The sequence below is a fragment of the Methylobacillus draconifructus genome, assembly GCF_045984385.1.
GTDB lineage: Bacteria > Pseudomonadota > Gammaproteobacteria > Burkholderiales > Methylophilaceae > Methylobacillus > Methylobacillus flagellatus_A.
In genome coordinates, this window is the sequence record NZ_JBJQIJ010000007.1 from 67,879 (window position 1) to 92,830 (window position 24,952).

Annotated in this window: 24 protein-coding genes; 11 read left to right on the forward strand and 13 right to left on the reverse strand. The window is 59.7% G+C overall.

Going from position 1 to position 24,952, the window contains the following annotated elements:
• Positions 1 to 90 precede the first annotated feature (90 nt).
• The 3 genes from ahcY to metF all read left to right on the forward strand — a co-directional run bounded on the left by ahcY (position 91) and on the right by metF (position 3,019).
• On the forward strand, positions 91 to 1,500 hold the full coding sequence (ahcY, locus tag ACKF11_RS14355; protein ID WP_407994515.1) for an adenosylhomocysteinase: 1,410 nt from the start codon (positions 91 to 93) through the stop codon (positions 1,498 to 1,500).
• A gap of 182 nt (positions 1,501 to 1,682) precedes the next feature.
• On the forward strand, positions 1,683 to 2,030 hold the full coding sequence (locus ACKF11_RS14360; RefSeq protein WP_407994514.1) for a phage holin family protein: 348 nt from the start codon (positions 1,683 to 1,685) through the stop codon (positions 2,028 to 2,030).
• 146 nt (positions 2,031 to 2,176) lie between these two features.
• The gene (metF, locus tag ACKF11_RS14365; RefSeq protein WP_407997624.1) at positions 2,177 to 3,019 is read left to right on the forward strand and encodes a methylenetetrahydrofolate reductase [NAD(P)H]; all 843 of its coding nucleotides are present in this window, start codon (positions 2,177 to 2,179) and stop codon (positions 3,017 to 3,019) included.
• Between the two features lie 55 nt (positions 3,020 to 3,074).
• Here the strand turns inward: metF and ACKF11_RS14370 are convergent, their stop codons facing one another.
• The 3 genes from ACKF11_RS14370 to ACKF11_RS14380 form a co-directional block, all read right to left on the reverse strand.
• Entirely contained in the window at positions 3,075 to 3,527 is a 453-nt protein-coding gene (locus ACKF11_RS14370; protein WP_407994512.1) for a Smg family protein, read from the reverse strand.
• A gap of 101 nt (positions 3,528 to 3,628) precedes the next feature.
• Entirely contained in the window at positions 3,629 to 4,672 is a 1,044-nt protein-coding gene (gene dprA / locus ACKF11_RS14375) for a DNA-processing protein DprA (RefSeq protein WP_407997625.1), read from the reverse strand.
• 47 nt (positions 4,673 to 4,719) lie between these two features.
• A complete protein-coding gene (locus ACKF11_RS14380) occupies positions 4,720 to 5,778 on the reverse strand; it encodes a LysM peptidoglycan-binding domain-containing protein (RefSeq protein WP_407997626.1) in 1,059 nt (352 codons plus the stop codon).
• A 94-nt stretch (positions 5,779 to 5,872) separates the two neighbouring features.
• Between ACKF11_RS14380 and def the strand changes: the two genes are divergently transcribed.
• From def to ACKF11_RS14415, 7 genes are all read left to right on the forward strand, one after another.
• Complete coding sequence (def, locus tag ACKF11_RS14385; protein ID WP_407997627.1) at positions 5,873 to 6,376, forward strand: peptide deformylase; 504 nt, start codon at positions 5,873 to 5,875, stop codon at positions 6,374 to 6,376.
• Positions 6,377 to 6,386: 10 nt separating this feature from the next.
• Positions 6,387 to 7,313 carry a methionyl-tRNA formyltransferase gene (gene fmt, locus ACKF11_RS14390; protein WP_407997628.1) on the forward strand — a complete coding sequence of 309 codons (927 nt, stop codon included), beginning with the start codon at positions 6,387 to 6,389 and terminating at the stop codon, positions 7,311 to 7,313.
• 150 nt (positions 7,314 to 7,463) lie between these two features.
• Positions 7,464 to 8,303, forward strand: coding sequence for a zinc metalloprotease HtpX (htpX, locus tag ACKF11_RS14395; RefSeq protein ID WP_407997629.1), 840 nt, complete (start codon positions 7,464 to 7,466; stop codon positions 8,301 to 8,303).
• Between the two features lie 3 nt (positions 8,304 to 8,306).
• On the forward strand, positions 8,307 to 9,584 hold the full coding sequence (gene rsmB / locus ACKF11_RS14400; protein WP_407997630.1) for a 16S rRNA (cytosine(967)-C(5))-methyltransferase RsmB: 1,278 nt from the start codon (positions 8,307 to 8,309) through the stop codon (positions 9,582 to 9,584).
• The gene (locus tag ACKF11_RS14405) at positions 9,547 to 10,128 is read left to right on the forward strand and encodes a DUF4390 domain-containing protein (RefSeq protein ID WP_407997631.1); all 582 of its coding nucleotides are present in this window, start codon (positions 9,547 to 9,549) and stop codon (positions 10,126 to 10,128) included. Before rsmB ends, ACKF11_RS14405 begins: the two co-directional genes overlap by 38 nt.
• A gap of 7 nt (positions 10,129 to 10,135) precedes the next feature.
• Positions 10,136 to 12,262, forward strand: coding sequence for a sensor histidine kinase (locus ACKF11_RS14410; RefSeq protein ID WP_407997632.1), 2,127 nt, complete (start codon positions 10,136 to 10,138; stop codon positions 12,260 to 12,262).
• A complete protein-coding gene (locus ACKF11_RS14415; RefSeq protein WP_407997633.1) occupies positions 12,259 to 13,530 on the forward strand; it encodes a sigma-54-dependent transcriptional regulator in 1,272 nt (423 codons plus the stop codon). The genes ACKF11_RS14410 and ACKF11_RS14415 overlap by 4 nt, the downstream gene beginning before the upstream one ends.
• A gap of 1 nt (position 13,531) precedes the next feature.
• Here the strand turns inward: ACKF11_RS14415 and ACKF11_RS14420 are convergent, their stop codons facing one another.
• The 7 genes from ACKF11_RS14420 to ACKF11_RS14450 form a co-directional block, all read right to left on the reverse strand.
• Positions 13,532 to 14,215 (reverse strand): YoaK family protein, encoded by a 684-nt coding sequence (locus ACKF11_RS14420; RefSeq protein ID WP_407997634.1) that lies wholly within the window; start codon positions 14,213 to 14,215, stop codon positions 13,532 to 13,534.
• Positions 14,216 to 14,301: 86 nt separating this feature from the next.
• Positions 14,302 to 14,991 (reverse strand): aquaporin Z, encoded by a 690-nt coding sequence (aqpZ, locus tag ACKF11_RS14425; RefSeq protein ID WP_407997635.1) that lies wholly within the window; start codon positions 14,989 to 14,991, stop codon positions 14,302 to 14,304.
• Between the two features lie 139 nt (positions 14,992 to 15,130).
• The gene (locus ACKF11_RS14430; RefSeq protein ID WP_407997636.1) at positions 15,131 to 15,439 is read right to left on the reverse strand and encodes an MliC family protein; all 309 of its coding nucleotides are present in this window, start codon (positions 15,437 to 15,439) and stop codon (positions 15,131 to 15,133) included.
• A 131-nt stretch (positions 15,440 to 15,570) separates the two neighbouring features.
• On the reverse strand, positions 15,571 to 16,914 hold the full coding sequence (locus tag ACKF11_RS14435) for an anti-phage deoxyguanosine triphosphatase (protein WP_407997637.1): 1,344 nt from the start codon (positions 16,912 to 16,914) through the stop codon (positions 15,571 to 15,573).
• Between the two features lie 151 nt (positions 16,915 to 17,065).
• Complete coding sequence (locus ACKF11_RS14440; RefSeq protein WP_407997638.1) at positions 17,066 to 18,682, reverse strand: AAA family ATPase; 1,617 nt, start codon at positions 18,680 to 18,682, stop codon at positions 17,066 to 17,068.
• A gap of 202 nt (positions 18,683 to 18,884) precedes the next feature.
• Positions 18,885 to 19,574, reverse strand: a complete 690-nt coding sequence (locus ACKF11_RS14445; protein ID WP_407997639.1) for an MgtC/SapB family protein — start codon at positions 19,572 to 19,574, stop codon at positions 18,885 to 18,887.
• Between the two features lie 137 nt (positions 19,575 to 19,711).
• Positions 19,712 to 20,122, reverse strand: coding sequence for a hypothetical protein (locus tag ACKF11_RS14450; RefSeq protein ID WP_407997640.1), 411 nt, complete (start codon positions 20,120 to 20,122; stop codon positions 19,712 to 19,714).
• A gap of 178 nt (positions 20,123 to 20,300) precedes the next feature.
• Between ACKF11_RS14450 and ACKF11_RS14455 the strand changes: the two genes are divergently transcribed.
• A complete protein-coding gene (locus ACKF11_RS14455; RefSeq protein ID WP_407997641.1) occupies positions 20,301 to 21,188 on the forward strand; it encodes an SDR family oxidoreductase in 888 nt (295 codons plus the stop codon).
• Between the two features lie 28 nt (positions 21,189 to 21,216).
• Here the strand turns inward: ACKF11_RS14455 and ACKF11_RS14460 are convergent, their stop codons facing one another.
• From ACKF11_RS14460 to ACKF11_RS14470, 3 genes are all read right to left on the reverse strand, one after another.
• Positions 21,217 to 21,792: a nitroreductase family protein gene (locus ACKF11_RS14460; protein ID WP_407997642.1), complete on the reverse strand. Its 576-nt coding sequence runs from the start codon at positions 21,790 to 21,792 to the stop codon at positions 21,217 to 21,219.
• Between the two features lie 190 nt (positions 21,793 to 21,982).
• Positions 21,983 to 22,750, reverse strand: coding sequence for an exodeoxyribonuclease III (xth, locus tag ACKF11_RS14465; RefSeq protein WP_407997643.1), 768 nt, complete (start codon positions 22,748 to 22,750; stop codon positions 21,983 to 21,985).
• Positions 22,751 to 22,911: 161 nt separating this feature from the next.
• Positions 22,912 to 24,912 carry an esterase/lipase family protein gene (locus tag ACKF11_RS14470; RefSeq protein WP_407997644.1) on the reverse strand — a complete coding sequence of 667 codons (2,001 nt, stop codon included), beginning with the start codon at positions 24,910 to 24,912 and terminating at the stop codon, positions 22,912 to 22,914.
• Positions 24,913 to 24,952: the final 40 nt, after the last annotated feature.

Here is a 24,952-nt window from a genome sequence, read left to right on the forward strand (position 1 = left end):
GTGAAACGCGCGAACTCCTGCCTCGCCTCTCCCACTGGTCACACATTCCATACGGACACGACAGTGTCGCGTTGTTTAACGTTTTGAAGGATGAATACTGTGGCTAATACCCAAGATTACGTTATTGCCGATATCAAGCTGGCTGAATGGGGCCGCAAGGAAATTGCGATTGCCGAGACCGAAATGCCAGGCCTGATGGCGATCCGCGAAGAATACGCGGCGACCAAGCCGTTGCGCGGCGCTCGCATCACCGGCTCCCTGCACATGACCATCCAGACCGCCGTGCTGATCGAGACCCTGCGCGACCTCGGCGCGGAAGTGCGCTGGGCTTCCTGCAACATCTACTCCACTCAGGATCACGCCGCCGCCGCCATTGCTGCGCAGGATATCCCGGTGTTTGCGGTCAAGGGCGAAACCCTGGACGAATACTGGGACTATACCCACCGTATTTTCGAATGGGCGGATGGCGGCTACAGCAACATGATTCTGGACGACGGCGGCGATGCGACGTTGTTGCTGCATCTCGGCACGCGCGCCGAGGCGGATGCGACCATCCTCAACCATCCCGCCAGCGAGGAAGAAACCAGCCTGTTCAACGCCATCAAGGCCAAGCTCAAGCAGGACAAGACATGGTATTCCACACGTTTGTCCAAGATTCTCGGCGTCACAGAGGAAACCACTACCGGCGTGCACCGCCTCTACCAGATGCACAAGGAAGGCAAGCTGGCCTTCCCCGCCATCAACGTCAATGACTCCGTCACCAAGTCCAAGTTCGACAACCTGTACGGCTGCCGCGAATCCCTGGTCGACGGCATCAAGCGCGCCACCGACGTGATGGTGGCCGGCAAGATTGCCGTGGTCGCAGGCTATGGCGACGTAGGCAAGGGCTCCGCCCAGGCATTGCGCGCCTTGTCCGCCCAGGTATGGGTGACCGAGATCGACCCGATCTGCGCCCTGCAAGCGGCGATGGAAGGCTACCGCGTCGTCACCATGGATTACGCCGCCGAACACGGCGATATCTTCGTGACCGCCACCGGCAACTACCATGTCATCACGCACGACCACATGCTCAAGATGAAGGACCAGGCCATCGTCTGCAACATCGGCCACTTCGACAACGAAATCGACGTTGCCTCGATCGAGAAATACCAGTGGGAGGAAATCAAGCCTCAGGTCGACCACGTCATCTTCCCTGACGGCAAGCGCATCATCCTGCTGGCACAGGGCCGGCTGGTCAACCTGGGTTGCGCGACCGGCCACCCCAGCTATGTGATGAGCTCCTCGTTCGCCAACCAGACCATTGCCCAGATTGAATTGTTTACCAATACTGCCAAGTATCCGGTAGGCGTTTATACTCTGCCCAAGCATCTGGACGAAAAAGTGGCGCTATTGCAATTGAGAAAGCTCAATGCCCAGTTGACCACCTTAACCGATGAGCAGGCGGCTTACATCGGCGTGGCCAAGCATGGTCCATTCAAGCCAGACCACTACCGCTACTAAGGGCGGCCAACCAACACTCGGTGAAACCGATCCTGGCCAGGCGCTCTGCCGCAAGCAAAGCCACAACGCCAGGAATGTTTTGTGAGGCGCTCCAAGCATGATGCCCGGCCCATTGCCGGGCACTGCATGTCTTTCATCCAACTCGCCCAGCAGCACCGGGCATACTCAAGGAGAATAGCAATATGAAACTCTTGATTGTGTGGTTGCTCAACGCCCTGGCCCTGCTTGCAGTGGCTTATGTCATTCCGTCCATCCACGTAGCCGGACTGGGCAGCGCCTTGATCGCCGCTGCGGTGATCGGTTTGGTCAATTTGCTGATCCGGCCGGTGCTGGTCGTCCTGACATTGCCGGTCACCGTACTGACGCTGGGCTTGTTCCTGCTCGTCATCAACGGCCTGCTGTTCCTCTTCGTCGGCCACATACTGAGCGGTTTCGAAGTGCAGACGTTGCTGGGCGGGATCCTGGGCGCCGTGCTCTACAGCCTGATTTCATGGGCGCTCATCTCCCTGATACTGGGCACCAAGGATTAAGACAGCCAACCAAATTCTCATGGCGTTGCCCTGCCTTGCCGTACTACTTGTACCGCCTGCGGCAGGGCGTCTAGCCAGGATTGCTTCACTGAGTTTTGCTAACCATCCAAGCCACACTATTAACAACGCATTCGCATGGTTTTTAAATGAAAACTGCCCCTACCATCAGTTTCGAGTTTTTCCCGCCCAAAACGGCAGAAGGCATGGCAAAGCTGCGCGCCGCGCGCGACCAGCTTGCCGTATTCAACCCCAAGTTCTTCTCGGTCACTTTCGGCGCAGGCGGCTCCACGCGCGACCGCACCCTGGAAACCGTGATCGATATCCAGCAGGCCGGATACGAAGGCGCGCCGCACCTATCCTGCATTTCGGCCGACAAGGCAGAAATCCGCGCCCTGCTCGAACAATACAAGCAGCAAGGCATCAAGCGCCTGGTGGCATTGCGCGGAGACATTCCCTCCGGCGAAGTCAGCGCCGGCGATTTCCGCTACGCCAGCGAACTGGTGGCCTTCATCCGCGCCGAAACCGGCGACTGGTTCCAGATCGAGGTGGCGGCCTACCCGGAATTTCACCCGGAATCCTCATCGCCCAGCGCGGACCTCAGGCATTTCAAGCAAAAAGTGGATGCGGGTGCCGATACCGCCATCACGCAATATTTCTACAATGCGGATGCCTATTTCCGCTTCGTCGACCAGTGCGAGAAATCGGGCGTCGCCATCCCGATCGTGCCGGGCATCATGCCGATCTACAACTTCACCCAGCTCGCGCGCTTTTCCAGCGTGTGCGGCGCGGAAATCCCGCGCTGGCTGAGGTTGAGGTTGCAGGACTACGGCGACGATCTCGCCTCATTGCGCGCTTTCGGCGCCGAAGTGGTCGAAGACCTATGCGAACAGCTGCTTGCCGGTGGCGCCCCGGGACTGCATTTCTACACGCTGAACCAGGCAGGCACTATCAGCTCCATTCTTGAGCAACTGGGCGCAGGGGAGAAATAACAGTTTTGCCGGAGGCCGGACAGCCTCCGGATTGCAAGATGTGAAAAATATTGCCTCAGTGCAAGGTCGGACGGTGGTCGTTGAACATGGCATCCTCGACAAACAGGTAATCGCTTGCCTTGTCCTGGTTCCACAACGCCATCAATACGATCCAGCGCGTCTCCTCCAGGCCGATTTCTGGCTGCGACAATGCCATCGCCCGGTCAATCACCAGTTCGCGCTGGGCTGGCGTCAATACCTTGGCCTGCTCAAGGAACATCATGAAGCTCAGGCTGTCGGCGCTTAGCTTCTTGGTCTCGGCTTCGCTATAGATACGGAGTCCGGCGGTGCCAAGCTGCGCCTCATCACCTTCGGACATCGACTCCAAGGCGCTGTACCAATCAAAAGCGCCATTGATGTCTTCCTGGTCAAAACCTGCTGCGAATAATTCTTTAGAAAGTGTTTCGTGGTCGGGATGGATATCTGACTCAAAGTAGTTTTCAAACATATACACCAGGACTTCGAACATACATTCCCCAATCAAAATGACCCGGGTGACCCTGCGATATATCCACTCACTTGGCAGATCTTGGGAATCGCCATGACGTTGTGTTGATATTGTTCACAGAATTAGGCGATGCGCTGGAAACGCCCTCCCGGTAGAGAGGTTACCTTACCTTCCAACTCCAGCACCAACAGCATGGCCGAAAGGCGCTCGGTCGTCAAGCCGCTTCTTGCGGCCAGCGTATCCAGGCTGGCCGGGTCGTATCCCAGCGCCTCAAGCAACGGGTCACGACCATTCTCTACGGGCGGCTCAATGACCGAGGAGACAGGGAGTAAAGATGGGGAAATTTTCATCTCGTCGAGAATATCCTGCATGCTTTCCACCAGTTTGGCGCCCTGCTTGATGAGCTGGTGGCACCCCTTGGCCTGCGGAGAATGGATGGAGCCGGGAATCGCGAACACTTCGCGCCCCTGTTCCGCCGCAAGCCGCGCCGTGATCAGCGAGCCGCTCTGCAAGCTGGCCTCAACCACCAGGCAGCCCTGGCTCAGGCCGCTGATGATGCGGTTGCGGCGCGGGAAATTCTGCGCGCGGGAAGGCGTTCCCAATGCGAACTCGGAAATGATCAGGCCTTGCTCGGCAATCTGGTGCGCCAGCGCGCGATGCCTTGCGGGATAGACGATATCCAGGCCGGTGCCCACGACTGCGACCGTAGCGCCGCCGACCTGCAAGGCGCCCTTGTGTGCGGCGCCATCAATGCCCAAGGCCATGCCGCTGACAATGCACAAGCCCTGCCTGCTCAAGGCAGCCGCAAATTCCTCGGCGTTCTTTTCCCCTTGCGGGCTGGCGTTGCGGCTGCCCACTACCGCGATCGACGGCATATTGAGCAGCTCCGGCCTGCCTTTTGCATAAAGCAGCGGCGGCGGATTGGGAATATCGAGCAGGGATTGCGGATAGCATGCGTCCGCGAGAGTCACCAGGTGGTTTCCCGGCTGCTGCAGCCAGGCAGAGATGACAGCCTGTTGCTCGGGATCGGGGCCGCTCGCGATGGCATTCGCCACGGCGTCCGGCACAATGTCGCGCAGGCGTTGCCTGCTGGCGCTGTAGATTTGTTCGGGGGAGCCGAAGGCCGCCAGCAATTGGCACAACGCCTGGCTGCCGAGGCCAGGCACCAGGCTCAGGCTGACCCAGAGCCCGGCTTCTTCATAGCTGGTGCCGTCTATGGCTTCTCCACCACATCCAGCACATTAACTGGTTCGGTGGCCTGCATGATGAGGGCGTAGGAAATCTTGTCGAAAGTGCGGAATACCATGGCCAGCCCGATACGCTCGTTGGGCAGCTTGATGTTCTCAGGCTCTTTCGACTCCTTGTTCTTCTTGTCGTATTTAGGGTTCTTGATCACCCGGCCGTTGCGGTTGATGGCGAGCACATGCCCTTGCTCCAGCCCGTCGTCGCTCCCCTTGCTGATGGCGATGATGGTGTTCCGCCCGGCTTCGGCCACCCCGCCGTAGATGGAAAGGATGCGTCCCTTGACATCAACTTCCGGCGCCTGCGGCACGAAATTGGTTTGCAGGCTCTCAGGCGCGGCCACCAATTTGTCGTTGGCAAAAATTTCTTCCTTGGCGCTGACGATGTCGCCGCTGGCAGGCTCGCCGTACTTGGTGATCCTGGCGTCGCCCAGATAGATCGCCTCCGTGCCGAGCACGGCCTTGGTTTCGGGGTCGATGTAGGTCTTGCCTGCGCGGTAGATATTCCACAGCGTGCCTTCCCCTTCCGCAATCTTGTCGACATAGACGCGCGAACCGGGGCTCAGCACCACGCGATTCTCCGGCCCCGCGACTATGCTCGGCGCATCCTTGAGCCCGTCATTCTCGATAATCAGCGGCTGGCTGAGGAAAGGCGCGATGACGCTGGGCGAAATGGCGGGAATCGCCTCGGCTTCGAGCTTTTCGCTGCGGATGCCCGGCGACAGGCTGACTTCGGGATTGGCTACCGTCTCGCGCAACAGGCGCAATTCCGGCGAACCGCTGCTCACATCCAACACAACCACATCGCCGGGATAGATCAAATGCGGGTTCTTGATCTGCTCGCGGTTCATTTTCCATACCTGCGGCCACTGCCACGGGTCCTTGAGGAAACGCCCCGAAATGCCCCACAAGGTATCGCCTTTGACGACAACATAGCGATCAGGATGATTGGCTTGCAGCTTTACCTCGTCCGCCATGACAGGCAAAATCGGGCAACAAAGCATGAGCAGCGTTATAATGTGTTTATACATAATGTATATCTTAACGGCAGGCGTAAGGATTCATTTAATATTCTGTAACTTGCACTGGATTCTGCATTCAATCTATTAATCAAGCAAGCGTTCTATGGCAATTCTAGACATCCTGACCTACCCCGATCCGCGCCTGCACAAAGTGGCAGCCCCAGTGGAAGAAGTCAATGACGACATCAGGCAACTGGTGCGCGACATGGCCGAGACCATGTACGACGCGCCTGGCATCGGCCTGGCTGCAACCCAGGTCGACGTGCACAAGCAGGTGATCGTCATGGACCTGTCCGAGGACAAGTCCGCGCTGCAGGTGTTCATCAACCCCAAGATCCTCAGCAAGTGCGGCAGCCAGGATTACGAAGAGGGCTGCCTTTCCGTGCCCGGCTTCTACGAAATCGTGACGCGCGCGGCAGAAGTCACTGTGGAAGCCCTGGACGAACATGGCAAACCGTTCACGCTGCAAGCGGACGGTTTGCTGGCAGTCTGCATCCAGCACGAGATAGACCACCTGCTTGGCAAGGTATTTGTCGAATACCTGTCCGGCCTCAAGCAGAACCGCATCAAGAACAAACTCAAGAAACGCCAGCGCGAGCGCGCCTGATTGACCCTCCATGAAAATCATCTATGCCGGGACTCCGGAATTCGCAGTGCCAGCACTGGCAGCCCTGATTCAGTCATCCCATGAAGTGAGCCTGGTGCTGACCCAGCCAGACCGCCCCGCAGGCCGGGGGATGAAACTGAAGCCCAGCCCGGTCAAAAGCCTCGCGCTGGAGCACGGCATTACGGTATTTCAACCGGAAACGCTCAAGGATGAAGCCGTACAGGCCAGGATAGCAGAAGAGAACGCTGACGCCCTCGTGGTGGCAGCCTACGGGCTCATCATCCCGACCGCCGTGCTCAATATGCCGCGCCACGGCTGCTACAACATCCACGCATCGTTATTGCCGCGCTGGCGCGGCGCAGCTCCCATCCAGCGCTCCCTGCTCGCCGGGGACAAGGAGACCGGCGTCACCATCATGGAGGTCGTGCCGGCGCTGGATGCAGGTGCGATGATTTTGCGCGGCTCGCTGCCCATCACCGAGCAGGATACCGCCCAAACCCTGCATGACGGACTCGCGCAAATAGGCGCCGAACTCATGCTGCAAGCCATGGACAGGCTCGCACAGGAAGGCAAGCTGGAAGCCGAGCCTCAGGATGAGGCGCTCGTCACTTATGCGGAAAAGCTGCAGAAGACGGAGGCTGCCATCGACTGGCGCAAGAGCGCAGAGGAATTGTCACGACAAGTGCGCGCCTTCAACCCATTTCCTGTCGCGCAAAGTACATTGAAGGGCGAAACCTGCCGCATCTGGATGGCACAGGCGGTGGCCGGGGCTGCGGAGCCGGGCGCCATCGTGTCGCTGGACGACGGCATCCTCGTGGGATGTGGCCAGGGCCTGCTAAGGATCGAGGAACTGCAACTGCCCGGCGGCAAGCGCCTGAAGGCAAGGGATTTCCTAGCGGGCAACCCGCTCAATCCGGGCGACAAGTTCGACGGCTGACGCCATCAATCCTGCGCACTGCCTCATCGGCAAAAAAGCTGTCCGTCCGCTTGAATTTTTCCCATTGACCACTATCTAATTGGGGAAACAAGAGCGACAGATTGCGGCCATATGCCGCACGTAATGAATTCAGAATGGAGTGGTTCAATAATGGTAGGAAACTGGCTAAAGACTTCCATCCTCATGGCGGGGATCGTCGTCCTGTTCGGCTCGGTAGGCGCAGCGCTTGGCGGCGCGAGCGGCATGATGATCGCCCTGCTGCTGGCGGGCGCCATGAACGTCTATGCCTACTGGTTCTCCGACAAGGCCGTGCTCAAGATGTACAACGCGCGCGAGGTCGATGCCAATACAGCTCCCGAGTTCTACAACATGGTGCGTGAGCTGGCGCAGAACGCCGAGCTGCCCATGCCCAAGGTCTACATTATCGACGAGAACCAGCCCAACGCTTTCGCGACTGGGCGTAACCCCGAAAACGCCGCGGTAGCGGCGACCACCGGTATCATGCGCATCCTCACCCAGCGCGAGCTGCGCGGCGTCATGGCGCACGAGCTCGCGCACGTCAAGCACCGTGATACGCTCATATCGACCATTTCCGCCACCATTGCCGGCGCCATTTCCTCGATTGCGCAATTCGGCATGCTGTTCGCACACGGCCGTGACCGCAATGTGCATCCGGCTGTCGCGCTGCTGATCATGATCGTGGCGCCGATCGCGGCCATGCTGATCCAGATGGCGATCTCGCGTGCGCGCGAGTTCGAGGCAGACCGTGCCGGCGCGGCCATCTGCAACGACCCTACCGCGCTCGCCGCGGCGTTGCAGAAAATACACAACTACGCGCACAAGATTCCGCTGGAAACTGCCGAGCAGCACCCCGAGACTGCGCAAATGATGATCATCAACCCGCTTTCGACAGACGGCATCAAGGGCTTGTTCAGCACCCATCCGCAAACCGAGGAACGCATCAAGCGCCTCATGGCGATGGCTGCCTGACCCGTGCAGGTCTCGCAGCAGCTTGCCGCGCAAGCCGTCGGGCAAGTGCTTGATGGACGCAACCTATCCGTCGTGCTGGAAACGTTGTTCCAGCACCATCGCGACATTACGCCGCAGCAGCGTGCCACGAGCCAGGACCTGGCCTACGGCACGCTGCGTTTTTATGCGCGACTCGAAGCCTTGCTGCAGCAATTGCTGCAAAAGCCCTTGAGCGACGCCTTCGTCCATCATTTGCTATTAGTCAGCCTGTACCAGCTTGCCTACGACAAGGCCGGCGCGCATACCGTGGTCAACCAGGCCGTGCTCGCCGCTGCGAAAACCAGGAAGGCCTGGGCCAAGGGACTGGTCAACGCCGTCCTGCGCAACTTCCTGCGCCAACGCGATACTCTAGAACAGCGGCTCGCCAATAACCAAACTGCCCGATACTCCTACCCGCAATGGTGGATCAACAAGCTCCGGCAACAATACCCTGAACATTGGCAGTCCATGCTGGAAGCAGGCAACCAGCATCCGCCCATGACCTTGCGCGTAAACCGCCGTCACGGCGATGCGGCAGGCTACCTGGAAAGTTTGCAGGCAGCGGGCCTGGATGGCCATGCCTTGGACGAGCAGGCCATCATGCTGGAGCATGCCGTGCCGGTCGGCCGCCTGCCGGGTTTCGATGCAGGCCGGGCGTCGGTGCAGGACTGGGGCGCCCAGTTTGCCGCGCTGGAACTGGATGTGGTCGATGGCATGCGGGTGCTGGACGCCTGTTGCGCGCCTGGTGGCAAGACCGGCCATGTACTGGAACTGGCGGACGTGCAGATGACGGCCATGGACAATGACGCCCAGCGCCTGCAGCGCGTCAGGCAGAACCTCGATCGCCTGGGCCTGCCTGCCAGCCTGGTGCAAGGCGATGCCAGCACCCCGGATGTTTGGTGGGACGGCGTACCGTACCACCGCATCCTGGCCGATGTGCCCTGTACCGCCTCGGGCATCGTGCGCCGCCATGTGGATATCAAATGGTTGCGGCGGGAGCAGGACATTGCGGCATTTGCCGAACAGCAGCGCGTGATATTGCAGGGCTTGTGGCGGCTGCTGGCAAAGGGTGGTAAATTGCTTTACGTCACGTGCTCGGTATTCCATGAGGAAAACCAACAACAGGTCTCACGGTTTCTGCAAGCCCAGCCCGATGCACGCCTGGTGCCCTACAAGCACATCACATTACAATTAAACCAAGGACAATTACTCCCCGGTACAGAACATGACGGCTTCTTTTACGCTTTACTGCAGAAAGTTTAGGCTGTTCCTTTTACTGCTGGCTTTTTTCAGCTATCAGGCGATTGCCACCCAAAGCAGCCTGTCAATCGACTCCGCAGAGCTGGTCGCTTCCGAGGAGGGCGCTTACTTGCTGGATGCGGATTTTGGCCTCGTCCTCAGCCCAGCATTGGAAGAAGCCGTCAGCAAGGGCATGCCGTTGAACTTCCTGGTGGAGTTCCAGCTGGTCTCGCCCCGCCGCTACTGGTTCGACGATGAGATCGTCAGCCTGACCAGCAAGGTCTCCTTGAGTTACCACGCCTTGTCCCGCCAGTACCTGGTGAACCGCGACGGCCACCAGCTCTCTTTCGCCAGCATCCAGGAAGCCAAGGAGGAAATTTCCCACCTGCGCAACTGGCAGGTGATTGACGGCGGCATGCTGAAAAAGGGCGAGAGCTACCAAGCCGGCCTGCGCATGCGCCTGGATCAATCCAAACTGCCGAAGGCGTTGCAGGTGGATACCCTGAGCTCGGAGGACTGGAACATGGCTTCCGAGCGTTTCCGCTGGACACCAGCACTCGGCCAGTAAAACTGACATGAAGTACATCGTCTTTATCAGCGCAGTCTTGGGAGCGGTACTGCTGTACCTGCTTTCCCACGCCAGTACACGCAGCGCTTCGGCAAGCAATTACTACAACCTGCTGCTGGCCTTGAACCTGGCCCTGGCTGTCGCCTTGATCGTCCTGATCGGCATCCAGCTCTGGCGCCTGTACCGCCAGATGCGCAGCAGCATCATGGGCAGCCGGCTGACCCTGCGCCTGATCGGCAGCTTTGCCCTGATGGCGATCATTCCCGGCGTCATCGTGTACGCCGTATCAGTCAATTTCCTCACGCGCTCGATCGAGTCATGGTTCAACGTCAAGGTGGAAGCGGCGCTCGAAGGCGGCCTGCGCCTGGGCCAGAGCGCGCTCGACATCATGCTCTCGGACCTCGAGGACAAGGCCGAGACCATGGCCCTGTCGCTGGCATTCCAGCCCAGCAACCTGCACCTGAGCGTACTCAACGACCTGCGCGAGAAGAGCGGCGTACGCGATGCCGTGCTCTTGACCGTGCAAGGCCGCATCCTGGCCTTCTCCAGCGGCGACCCGTCCAGCTTCCTGCCCGACCTGCCCAGCATCCCGCAGCTGCGCCAGGGACGCCAGCATGTCTACGGCGTCATTGAACCCATTCTCGGCAAGGGGCTGTATTTGCGCGTGCTCGCACCCGTGACCATGAACGACATGGCGGGCGAGACCCGTGTGCTGCAATTGCTGCAACCGGTACCCAAGTCCCTGTCGGAAACGGCGGAGGCCGTGCAGGATGTCTACGAGGACTACCAGGAGCTTTCCTTCAGCCGCGAGTCGCTCAAGGAAGTGTTCGCGCTAACGCTGACCCTGGTATTGATGCTCGCCATGCTGTCTTCGATCGCGTTCGCGTTCCTGCTGAGCCGCAGGCTCTCTGCCCCGCTGGGCATCCTCGCCGAAGGCACGCGCGCCATTGCCCGCGGCGATTACGGTACGGTTTTGCCCGCGCACGGCAAGGACGAGCTCGGCATCCTCGTGCAATCGTTCAACAGCATGACGCGCCAGCTCAACGACGCCACCCAGGCCGCCGACCGCAACCGCGCCCGCCTGGAGGCCGCGCGCGGCTACCTGGAAACCATCCTCGCCCACCTCTCGTCCGGGGTGCTGGTGCTCGGCGAGCATGGCCAGCTACGCACGTTCAACTATGCAGCATCCCACATTCTCGGCGTGCGGCTGACCGAAGAGACCCTCAACCAGCCGCTGGACCTGCTCGCCCACCAGCAGGAAACGCTGGCGAGCTTCGTCAACCGCATCCAGGTCTACTTCAAGGCCGATTCCGCCTCGGAATGGCAGGAGCAAATGGATATCAGCACCAGCCAGGGCAAGCAGGTATTGCTGGTCCGTGGCACACGGTTGCCTGATGGTCCGGATGGCGGTTTTGTCGTCGTATTCGACGACATCACGCAGATGGCCCAGGCCCAGCGCGATGCCGCCTGGGCGGAAGTGGCACGCCGGCTCGCGCATGAAATCAAGAACCCGCTCACGCCGATCCAGCTTTCCGCCGAGCGCATCGAGCACAAGCTGGCGTCCAAGCTGAGCGAGACGGATGCAGAGATGCTAAGCCGGGCGACTGCCACGATCGTGAGCCAGGTCAACGCCATGAAGACCATGGTCAACGAATTCAGCGAATATGCGCGCCTGCCTGCATTGAGCCTCGATACGGTGGACCTCAGGCAATTGATCCAGGACGTGCTGGCATTGTACGAGGCCGGCTCCATCCAGATCAAAGTGGATATCCCGCCGGAGCTGCCCAAGGTGCACGGCGATGCGACCATGCTGCGCCAGGTCCTGCACAACTTGCTGCAGAACGCGCAGGACGCGTTGGAACACCATCCGCAGCCCGCAATCGTCATTTCATGCAGCCTGGCGGATGAACGCGTCAAGCTATGCGTCAAGGACAACGGCGCAGGCTTCCCGCTGGAGATACTCTCCCATGCGTTCGAACCCTACATGACCACCAAGCGGCATGGAACCGGCCTGGGGCTGGCTATCGTCAAGAAGATCATCGAAGAACACAAAGGCAGTATCAAGGTGGAAAACCTGGAACCTGACGGTGCGATCGTCACCGTCGCCATACCAATAGCGGAGCGCAAGCAATGACGGCAAGGCAAGTGCTAGTCGTGGATGACGAAATCGGCATCCGCGAATTGTTAAGGGATATTTTGCAGGACGAAGGCTACCAGGTGCGCCTGGCGGAGAACGCGGCCGAGGCCCGCACCTGGCGCCAGCAGGCACGGCCGGACCTGGTGCTTCTGGATATCTGGATGCCGGACTGCGACGGCATCACACTGCTCAAGGAGTGGGGCAACGGCGGCCTGCTGACCATGCCCGTCGTCATGATGTCCGGGCACGGCACCATCGACACCGCGGTCGAGGCCACCCGCATAGGCGCTTTCGACTTCCTGGAAAAGCCGATCGCGCTGCAAAAACTGCTCAAGACCGTCAATGCCGCGCTCAAGCACGGCGAACAGCTGCCGCGCTCCGACATGAACCTGCTCAACCTGGGCAAAAGCCCGGTTATCTCGGAACTGCGCCAGCGCCTGGAACAAGTCGCCAACCTGAGATCAGCCTTGCTGCTGATCGGGGCCAAGGGCAGCGGCCTGGAGCTCTGCGCCCGCTTCCTGCACCAGCCCGGCTCGCCGTGGCTGGAGCTCAACGAAACCGAACGCCTGGCCTCGGCGCCGCTGGAACTATTGGAACATGTCAGCGATGGCCTGATATTCATCCCGGAAGTCGCCGAGCTGAACAAGACCGAGCAGAAGGGCCTGCTGCTCCTGCTCTCCAAAGCGGAAAAATATGACGTGCGCGTGGTCTGCGGCACGGCGCGCGTCTTGCCGCAACTGGTGCAGGAAGGCGCGTTCGACAGCACCCTGCTGCAAGCGCTTTCCATCGCCACGGTCAGCGTACCGGCGCTGGAGGACCATCGCGAGGACATCCCCGACCTGGCGCGCTCCATGGTCGCCCTGATGGTGGAAACCGGCGAGGCAGCCTACCGCGAGTTCGACATTGCGGCGCTCAACGCGCTGCGCAATGCGGACTGGCCGGGCAACCTCGCCCAACTGGACAGCGTGATCCGCAACCTGGTGCAAACCTCGCTGGGAGAGAAAATCACCCTGGCGGACGTCAACCGGGTGGTCGGGCAGTTTGCGCAGATGCACCAGGAGAACTCCGGCAACGCCGCTGCCACATCATTGGCCATCGACCTGGACCAACCGCTAAGGGAAGCACGCGACGCTTTCGAGCGCCTGTACTTCGAGCACCACATCGCCAAGGCAGGCGGCAACATGAGCAAGGTCGCGGAGAACGTGCAACTGGAACGCACCCACCTCTACCGCAAACTCAAGCAACTCGGGGTCAAAACCAAGTAGCTTACTGGCGTTGCGCTCGCGCATCGTAAAGACAGATGCCGAACGCCACAACCAGCATGAGTACTGGCAGCGTCAAGGCCAGGTTGTCCATGCTCAACGTGCAGATCCCGCCCAGCACGGCACCCAGCAGGAAGCAAAGGCACACCAGGCCAAATACGCGCGCCTCATGCAATGCAACCTCGTCCATCTTGTGCGTGATGCCCTTGAACAGGCTTTCTATGCTGCGCCGCAGGTTGCCCGTCGTCATTACCGAGTTATAAGGCGAGCTGCCGATATGGGTAAAGCTGGAATTCTGCATGGCCGCCACCAGGGCGATCCCCGGCACTAGCCAGGCGTCAGGGAAGTCTGCAGGCAACTGGCTGCCTATTCCAAGCATCACAATCTCCAGGGCCAGGCATACCAAGGCCGGACTGACGATTATTTCCCTCACCCTGGGCAAGCGCAGGCAATTCGCCAGAAACACCCCGGCGATGAATGCCAGCAACGGCGGCACATGGCGCAAAGCCTGAGCCCAGTCCTGGGCGGCCACCGCGATTCCCATGAGGACGATATTGCCGGTCATGGCATTGGCGAACACCTGGCCGTGGCCGACAAAGGTAAAGGCGTCGAGGAAACCGCCGGACAGCGTGAGCAAGGCGGCAACGCGCAGGGAATTGTCGGCAGGCAGGGATGCAGGAAGCGGCATTCCGCAAGGAAAACATAAAACCTGCCTGCCCTGCAATGGCTGAGCATGCTCGTCTCACCCATTGCAGGACAAGGAAATGGCGAATATCAGGCTTTTTCGCCTGCGACTGCGCGATACAGCAAGGCGCCGATCACGCCGCCGACGATAGGCGCTACCCAGAACAGCCAGAGCTGGTCGACAGCCCAGCCGCCTGCATAGACTGCCACGCCGGTGCTGCGGGCCGGGTTCACGGAAGTATTGGTCACAGGGATGCTGACCAAGTGGATCAGGGTCAAGGTCAGGCCGATCGCGATCGGCGCCAGGAATGTTGGCGCACGCTGGTCGGTCGCTCCCATGATGATGAAGAGGAAAAATGCCGTCAGTACCACCTCGGCCACCAATGCGGCCGTGAGTGCATACCCGCCTGGGGAGTGCTCGCCGTAGCCGTTGGAGGCGAACCCTGCGGTGACATCGAACCCAGCCTTCCCGCTAGCAATGAGATACAGCACCCCGCCTGCGGCAATCGCGCCCAAGACCTGCGCAATGATGTAAGGCAGCAGCTGGCTACCTGCAAAACGGCCACCCGCCCACAAGCCAACCGACACCGCAGGGTTGAGGTGGCAGCCAGAAATATGGCCGATGGCGAATGCCATGGTCAGTACAGTTAAACCGAATGCCAGCGACACGCCATGCAGGCCGATGCCGACTTCGGGAAATGCCGCAGCCAATACGGCGCTACCGCATCCTCCCAATACCAACCAGAATGTTCCCAGGAATTCCGCACTATAACGATTCATTATTTGATCCTCCTTAAATAAGCTGTCATGGCTGCCCCTCTCGATGAAAGAGTCGGCCAGCGCCAGTATAGGAGGTTTATTGCTGCGAAAATGACGTCAAAACGTCAACAATTGTCAGCAATTACATGAATCGTTAATTTCATGAATTTTGCTTGCAGCGATCGATAATATCGCCTGCGTTACCGTGATCGTCGGCAAACAAGGTGGCTTCTTCGCCCTTGCTCCACCATTCGAGGGCCGCATTGCGGTAACGCGCGCCGCTCGCGGAGATCGCCTGTTCCAGCGTGTGGGTTTCACCCTGGTATTGCAGCACGGCCTTGTCCTGCTCATAAGTCACCTGCGCCACACCGCCGCTCTCGCATTGGTAAAGCCACACTTGGGGCTTGCCGCCGGAATGGCAGGCTGCCAGCAGCAAACAGCACCACAGCATCAGGGAAGCACGCAACATCTTGAACCCTCCTTTACAAGTCGTATCAGATTTTGCCTTCAATCGAAAAACCAAACAGGTCGCCGCAGACGGTGCCGATGCACGGCAAGTGCGACCCAACGCCGTTATACGTTTGTAGCCAACGAGGGCCATTACAACCGGTCGAACACCGAGCCTATATCCGGGCTGAACAAACGGTTGTACAAGCGGGCGGCGTAGACATCGGTCATGCTGGCGATATAGTCGCAGATCACCCTCCGCGGTTCCGGGCTATTGCGCAACTGCGCCAGATGGGCAGCCGGCAACAGCCGCTCGGGGTTTTCCAGCAATGTGGAGAACAGGCGTACGATCATCTGCTGCCCCTTGAACTCCAGGGCCTGGATTTGCGGCCTGCGGATGACTTCATCGAAGACAAATTTCTTGAGGATATCGAGCAATGCGCGGGCCTCCGGCTGCATTTCCGCCTGCAGCCGCAGCAACGGGGAAACAAAGCCTGTTTGCTCGCTGATCGTAATGTTGCCGATAAAATAGCCAACCAGCTTGCTGACCGCATGCTTGCGGTCGCGGTCGCTGCCGGAGAACAGCTTGCTGTTGTAGAAATCGGCTTGTTCATACAAAGGGCAGCCGGGCAACGCTTGCGCCTGCGTCATCACCAGCGCCTTCCATTGCCTTTCGGTGACCAGTTCCAGCGCCAGCGCGTCTTCCAGGTCGTGCACGCCATAGGCGATGTCGTCCGCAAGCTCCATGATCGAAGTATCGAAACCCTTGTACAACGACTTGGCATGCTTGCCCGCCACCGGCCGCGTTTCTCGGAAACGCGCGCGGTCCGCCTCGGGCAGCGGCGCGAGTATCCAGTCCAGGATATCCGCCTCTTCATCTTGGATGCACTTGGGCGGCCTGGCGTACTCGATGTTGGAAGAAGCGCCCTGCGCCGCCGAGCCGTAATTCGCCGCCTCGCTATGCAACACCGGGTATTTCAGCAGGCCCAGCATGGTGCGGCGCGTCAGGTCCAGCCCGTGCTCGGGCGAGTACTCGCCCAGCCTGCCGATAATGCGCAGGGTCTGCCCGTTGCCCTCGAAGCCGCCGTATCCATGCATGAAGGCGTTCAAGGCAACCTCGCCGCCATGCCCGAACGGCGGATGCCCGAGGTCGTGGCCCAGGCAAATGGCCTCGATCAGGCTCAAGGAAGGAATCCAGGCGCTGTATTCCACATTGCCTTTGTATTGCTGGCGCAATTGCTCGCATATGCCTGAGCCGATCTGCGCAACCTCGAGGGAGTGCGTCAGCCGCGTGCGGTAGAAGTCGCTGTCGCCGATGCTGAAAATCTGCGTCTTGGATTGCAACCTGCGGAACGAGGCCGAATGGATGATGCGCGCGCGATCGCGCTGGTATTCCCCGTCGACCTCATCCGAGTTGAAAGGCTGCCCGGTATAGCCCGCGGCATAGCGCCGCCGGTCTACCCAGTCCTTCATGGTCTTGTCTTGGTTATTCTGCATGGCGTGATATTGCCATGAAAGCGCTAGGGGACGACACCCGGCCGGCAAGTTTTATACGGTTTTGCCTGCAAACGTGGCGCAAGACGGGTTGCCGCAGACAGTGCTGATGCACGGCACGGGGACGCAGTGATACGTTGAAGATAAAACCGTATCAATGGCTGGCAGCTCGCACTGCGCGGAACATCGCGCACTGGCGGAAGATTTCCATGCTCAGGGGCACATCGCGCTTTTTCGCCAGCCGCAGTGCAAGGCGCAGCAGCATCTTGATATCGCGCGGCGCAATGCCGGGGAAACTGTCCACCAGCGCGGCGATCAGGGCTTCGTCCATCTCCGCCTGGTACTGCGCGGCCATCACGCGCCAGATGGCGGCGCTATCCTCGGGCCCGGGCACCGCATAGTCGATGATCGCGGCGCAGCGTGAAATGATGGCGTCGTCGATGTCGTCCGGCCGATTGGTAGTCATGAACAGCAAGCCGTCGAAATACTCCAGCGTGCGCAAGAACTCGGCCACGATGGCGTTCTGCTCGATATTGGAGGCGCGCTGCATGACGAAGATGTCGGCTTCGTCCAGCAGCAGCACGCAATTCCAGCGCTTGGCATGCATGAATATCTTCTGCAGATTCTTGTTGATCTGTTCCGGCACCGTACCCAGGTTGCCGGAATGGATTGCGTACAGCGGCCGCTCGATCAACTCGGCATACACTTCAGCCGTCAGGGTCTTGCCCACCCCTGCCCGCCCCTTGCACAGGATGACGTTGCCCGCACTCTTGCCCTCGATCAGATCGTCCACCAGCACGTCGACATCCGTGGTAAGCACGTCCAGCAGTTCGCGGTGGGTTTGCGGCAACACCAGCTTGTGCCGCAGGCTCTCATCATAAAGATAAGGCTGCAAATGATCGCTATGCGCCCATAGGAACTCATGGGTCTTGAGGTCGAACACGCGCGTCAGCGGGTGTTCGGGCATGACGGCATGGCCATGCGCACTGCCTGGTACGACGGTGATCTCGGATTCGGCATGGTGGGTGAACGCGGCGTAGTCGCCGGCTTCCAGGTCGTGGATCACCCGGTGCCCGTCGAGCAGCTGGCCGCGGCGACGGTAATTGTTCTCCTCGTAGCAATAGGCTGCGCCGCTCAGGCGGAACTGCCGCGCGAACGCATGCTGGACGACCTCGCGGTGCCGGGCCAGGGCAGCCGTATGCGCGGCCTTCATTTCCGGCGTTTCGTGGTACAGGCCGCGCGCCGCGAGCACATCGCCGATCCGATGCCCGAGGACATCCTGGGGCAGGAAGGCATGCGCCATCACCTGCGGGCCGTACTTGGCCTTGTAGCTGTCCTCGTTGGAATAGCCGTAGGCCTGCGTATGCAGCATCACCGAAGGGCTGGAGCGGCTGGGAATGCCAGGCGTGGCGCTGATACGGGTCAGCAGCTCGGGATAAAGACAGCCATCGTCCCCGGCGGCATATAGCCAGCCGTCGACCAGGCCCTGGCGGAAGAACGCAAGCAACTGGGCAGGAAAAGCCTCAAAATCCTCCACCGCTGCCGCAAACTGTCCTTCCCTTGCCGCGAGCAGGGAGCCTGCAATCAAGGCGGTAGCGGTTTCGCCCAGCGCGTGCGCGGCGGCTACGATATCCTGCAATGCGGGCTCGTCGAGCACGGCGGTATTGATGCTGTGAAGGCGCGGGCTGTCAGCAGCAGCCTGGGCGCGGTATTCGCGCAGCAATTCGCTTTTCGTGGCATGCAATAGCTGGGTACTGATGATCAATGGCATCGCTCGGCTCTTCTAGCAAAGATGTGGGGGAAAACCGCATATTGCCATGAAACCGCAAGGCGCCACAGCCTGCAGCACCACGAGCCTGCTCAAAGAGCGGCGAACAAACTCCGTCGTTGTTGCCCTACCTTGTCTTACTGCTTGTATTGCCCGTGGCAGGGCGACTTGCCAGAATCGCTGCGCCGAATTTTTGTCAGCGCTGCTAATCGCGCGTCGGGGCGATGCGAAAAGTGCGGACGATGTCCATTTCTTGCAGCGCATGCGCCAGCACGGAAATATTGTCCTGGTCCAAAGTGCGCAGGATCATGCTGTATTCCAGCAGTTTGCCGTCATGCGAGATGGCGTAGCTCATATTGGCGATGGTGAAACCCTTGTCCGTGATGAACTGCCGCAGCTCGCTCTCGGGCATCGGTTTGTAACGGTCGAACGATATCTGGTGATGCGCATAATAGTGGGACGGCAGGCGCACCTCTATCCAGCGGAACAGGGACAGCGTGCCCAGCGTCATCAAGGTAGCGAGGACGGCGGGGAAGTAAAAGCCGATGCCGAACATGATGCCGATCGCCGCCGTGATCCAAATCGAGGCCGCCGTGGTCAAGCCGCGCACGGTGAAGCCTTCCTTGAAGATCACCCCGGCCCCGAGGAAACCGATGCCGGTCATGATGCCTTGCGCCATGCGGGAAGGGTCCGCCTTGATCGTATCCTCCGGCACGCCGGGCAGCAGTTGCCACTGATACAGCGTCAGCAGCATGAGCAGGCTGGAAGACAGGCAAACCAGCGTATGCGTACGGAAACCGGCGGGACGGCCATGAAAACTGCGCTCCAGCCCGATAATGCCGCCAGCCGCGATGGCGCTCACAAGATGGATGGTAATCAGGAAATAATCATGCATGCGCAACCTCGCCAGATGTGCCCGCTGTCATCAGGATAAAGCGGCCATGATAAAGGAAAGACCGCACTGATGTACCGTGCGCGGCTTTTTAAGGATAACAGCCGGAACGGGCTTGCGCGCGACCAGGACTCGGGACGCTAGAACGGAGGCTGTTTCAAACGCCAACCATGGCGGGAATAGACATCCATCAATGCCTGCCCGTTATCGTTGTAATGAATCTCGGTGCCCGCTGGCACGGCGAGCGTTTCCAGCAATGTACGCAATATGGGGCGCACCATGCCAATATCATGCGTCGTGATATCGACACGCTGGTGCAACACGTGCTGTGAACCGTCCTGCTCCGCATCGCTGAACGACTGCCCCCAGCCTATCACGGTGCCTGCCTCGGCTTCCAGCAGCAGCCGGGCAAGCTCGTTTTCCCGCTGGTGGAAAGGGTCCTGCCGCGCATGGGGCTTGACCGGGATCTTGACGTAGACAAACAAGCTCTGCGGACTCTGGTTGAATAAGGTTTCCCGTTTTGCCTCGCCTTGGTGGCTTGTGATGCTCATATCAGTCGCCTTTTTTGTCATGTGGGTTTTTAACGGTTATCCCATTAACCACGTTGACATCATGGCGTCACAGGGCTGTGCTCGAAACGGACTCCTACACGCGATTGCGGCTTGCACCGATACGCATGACTGCTCAGCGGCGTAGCATGGAGCGATCTATCCGGATAGGAGCACCATCATGTCCAAACACAAGCCATTGCAAGAACAAGTCATTGTCGTCACGGGCGCTTCCAGCGGCATCGGCCTGTGCACAACCATCATGGCCTCGGCGCTCGGTGCGACCGTGGTATTGGTCGCACGCAGCGAGGAGACCTTGACGCAGCTCACCCAGGAAATCAATGCCAGCGGCGGCGAGGCGCTCTATGTCGCGGCCGACGTTTCGGAGCGGTCCGAAGTCAACAGGGTGGTCGACCAGGTGCTGGCCCGCTACAGCCGCATCGACACCTGGGTCAACGATGCAGGCGTCTCCATTTACGGCCGGCTGGACGAAGTAGACGAGGAAGACAGCCGGCGCCTTTTCGACATCAACTTTTGGGGTGTGGTGAACGGCTCGCTCGCGGCATTGCCGCACTTGCGCCATAGCGGCGGCGTGCTAATCAATGTCGGCAGCGAAGTGTCCGAGAGCATGATACCGCTGCAAGGCATGTATACCGCCTCCAAGCATGCGGTCAAAGGGTTCACCGACGCTTTGCGCGTGGAAATCGAGGATGTGGACGAAAGCCCGGTCTCCATCACATTGATCGAGCCTACCGCGGTAGACACGCCCTATCCGGAACACGCGAAAAACTACATGTCGCGCGAGCCCAAGCTGCCGGATCCCATGATAGACCCGCAATTGGTGGCGGAAGCCATCCTACATGCGGCGCAGGAAGGCGGGCGCAATATCAGGGTAGGCTTGATGGCAAGCTTCAATATTTCACTGAGCAAGCTCATGCCGGCATTGGCGGAAAAACTGTCCGCACGCCTGGTGGACAAGCAGCAACATGCCATTCCGCCGCAAAACCCCCAAGGCACTTTGTATAAAGCCGGAGGTAGCGGCCATATTCACGGCAGCACAAGACACTAGGAGGCACTAAGCCTGTTTCCAGGAAGCCTCAGCCATGCCAGTGCTGGGCATATTCCTGCCATGATACGCGGGCTGCGTTGGCTTTCGTTACGTTGCTAGGCGTGCCCAGGTTCAACAAGCCGATGATCCGGTCTTGCGCCCCGAACCCCATGACCTTGTGCAGCAATGCCGCCAGCGGCTCGGGCGTGCTGCTCCAGAAGCCGCTGTAGCCCAGCAGATGGGCGGCATTGAGCATGCTCATGACAGCGGCCCCTGCCGCCAGCAATTGCTCAAACTCCGGCGCCTTGGGATGCGGCGTGATGCGCGCGGCCAGCACGATCACCACCGGCGCCGTCGTCAGCTTCAGGGCGTATTTTCCCTGCAACGCCTGCACCTGACCGGTTTGCGCATCCGGGTGTTGCAATACCCGATGCAGCAGCGCCTGCCTGTCTTCCCCTTGCACCGCCTTGAAATGCCAGGGACGCAAGCCGGCATGGTCAGGCGCGACGGCTGCCGCCTGCAGGATGGCCTCCAGTTCTGCCGGCGCAGGCGCCGGTTCGCCCAACGGCCAGGCAGAACGGCGGGACAGGAGGGTTGCTAAAGTTTGGTCATGTATGGAATTCATGCTTTCCTCAAAATGCACAATATCTGGATCAGGCCAGTAAATTAAGCTCGCTACATACTGCAGTACGGCCTGTTTTACCGAGCCCTCAGATAATTGAATATCGAAATTCTCCTTTTTCAGCCACGCCCGGATATGCTGTCCAAATTCCGTCTGCAGCGGCTCTCCCTTTTTCTACCTTGCCTGCATGCCTTCAGCATGCGAGCTGCAGCACCACCGGCGTATGGTCGGATGGCCGCTCCAGCTTGCGCGGCCCCTTGTCTATCCAGCAACGCATGCAGTCGCTCTTGAGCGCATCGCTGATCAGGATATGGTCGATGCGCAGCCCGAGGTTGCGGCGGAAGCCTGCCATGCGGTAATCCCACCAGCTGAAGCTGGCCGGCTCCTGCTCGAACAGGCGGAAACCGTCATGCAGGCCCAATGCTGCTATGGCACGGAACGCCGCGCGCTCAGGCTCGCTCACCAGCACCTGGCCCACCCATGCCGCCGGGTCATGCACGTCGAGGTCTTCCGGGGCGATGTTGTAGTCGCCCAGCAAGGCCAGCTTGGGGTGAGCCGCGAGCTCGGCCTTGAGATAAGTCGTGAGCGCTTCCAGCCATCCCAGCTTGTATTGGTATTTGTCGGAATCGAGGCTCTGCCCGTTCGGGATGTAAGCGCATACTATCCTGATGCCATTGATAGTGGCGGTCAACAGCCGCTTCTGCTCATCATTCAATCCCGGGATGCCGAACGTGACGTCCTCGATCGCATGCGGGCTCAGGATCGCCACGCCGTTATAGGTTTTCTGGCCGCTATGCACGGCGTTATAGCCTGCTTCTTTCAACGCGTCATAGGGAAATTTGCTGTCCTCCTGCTTGGTTTCCTGCAGGCAGAGCACGTCCGGTTTTTCAGCGGCAATCCAGTCCAGCACGTGCGGCAGACGGACATTGAGGGAATTCACATTCCAGGTGGCGAGTTTCATAAAGCAATGTGTCGGAGCAATTGGTCAATCCTTGAGTGTATCACTGCTGGCGGATTATCTTGCGACGTAGGCCTGGTATTCTTAGAGCCTGTTCAATGTCTTTTCATCAGGCACGTTGCCCCGTCAGGGTAGTCGAAGCAAGGCGCAAACCGCAGCCGTGCTCATTGCCCGGCGAGGATTTGCAACGCAGCAGCGGCTGCGCTGCCGGGGCAACCCGAAGGGCATGGCCCCAAAACGCGCCCGCTCCGCGTTGCAGTCCTTGGCAAAGCATCAGCATTACCTGCGGACTGCGCCTTGACCGGACACGTTTTGGAGCCATGCGTGCCCGATGAAAAGACATTGAACAGGCTCTGTGAAGCGCTTTCAATATCCAGGCGCAGGATACGGCGGATTTCCAGAATGGCCTGCGGCGTCTCCTGCACGCTATGCCAGGAGGGAATCACCAGTTCCGATTGCGCGCCTGCCAAGTGGGCGCTGGCATAAGGCACCACGCCGTCGTCGGAATCTACCAATGCAAGCTTGGGCGTGTAGTTACCGATGATGGAATGGTAAGGGACTGCCGGCGCCACCGGCATGCTGGATGCCAGCCGGACGAAAGTGTCGCGGTCGCTCAGGTTATTGATGCTGTTGGGAATGCGCACAGTCTTGCCGCCATCTGCAGTGCCGCTGTCATTTGACGGATTCACGATCAATACGTCGCTGAAGCGCCGCGCCATATTGACCGGCAGAGATATCAGGTTGGAAAGCCAGCGGGAAAGGTTGTTTTCCGCAAACGGCGTTCCCCGGTGCGGGGCAGCCACAAAAATGGCGCGCTTGATCTGCGGTACCGGCTCGAACCTGAGATAAGGCCCCAGCCTCTCCTGTGCCCGTTCCAGCTTCTGCCCTTGCAACGGATAATTGGCAAGAAAGGAATCCCACAGCTCCTCGCCGGAAGACGAGATCATGAGGCGCGAAAGCACGCCGCCCATGGAGTGCCCGACGACCACAATATGGTTGGATGCAAGAGAGGTCCCGCCCGGATCCAGCGTTTGCAGCGCCGTCTGCAGCGCGGCGCGGATATGGAAATTGTTGTAGGCCAGCGGGGCATTGGTGGGATAGTAAACTTGCCATATCTGGTAATGCTGGCGCAGCTCCTCGTCGCCCAATACTTCGTTGGCCACATTGATCCACGCTTCCGGGCTGCTCGCGAGACCGTGCAGCATCAGGATGATACGGCGGTTGGGATCGAACGGCTGCATCAGGTAGATGTGCGCGTCGTCAAGGCCAGTAGCACGGCCGAACAAGGTGTTGATCGCCTGCGCAGCGAAGCCGGAACGCGCCAGCCACAATCCGTACCCGGAAGTGAAGTTGGCCGCCAGCGGCACCTGGGTATTGCCCACTTGGATGCTGGCTTGGCGGTATGGGTCGTAGCCGACGATCTCCACTTGCTGCGTATCGAGGATTTCATTGATGGATTCTCCCTTGAACAGGAGAACGACGGAAATAGCCGGATAGGCCGTTTCGCTGAATGGCGCGCTATCCTCCTTGCCCACGACGGGAGGCCTAGTCACCGCGACCAGCTCGGCCCCGAGGCCGTCGCGCCGATACATATTGCGCAGGCCGGTAAAAGTAAGCGAGGAAGCGGGAATGATTTCTTCCGGTACCGGCTGCCCCTCCGGCAAGCGGATATTTTCCAGGCGGGTCTGCAACTGCCAGTTCCCCACGGACTGCAATGGCTGCCGGTCCTGGCCGCCATGCTTGTGCATCCTGAACAACAGGGTCAACACCTGCTGGGCGGCAAAGTTGTAGTAGTCCCGCACCTGGGTCTGCCTGTCTTCAAAAGCCCGCTCGCTAGGCTGGCGGCTGGTATGGAACAGGTAGGCATAGGCATAACGCGCGCTTTGCAGATAGGCATCCAGCGTGGCGTGCCCGTTGTGCAATGATTGATCGGCTTTTTCGCCATCCAGCGCGGTCTTCAACCAGAGTTCCGACAATGTCGCCAGGCGCCGTTCGTCGCGCAAGCCTTGCGAGCTGGCAATTGCCTGCTTGCACTCCATGCTCTTGGCCAGGCAACTGGACGCATCCAGCCCGACCACGCGCAGACTCTCATCCGTCGCATGGCTCAAGTTGCCCGTGGTCAGGACATCGCCACGGCGCTGGTTGAGATAATCCTTTACTTGCACCGAAGAAACCTTGACGCCTGCGCTTGCAACACAAACGACG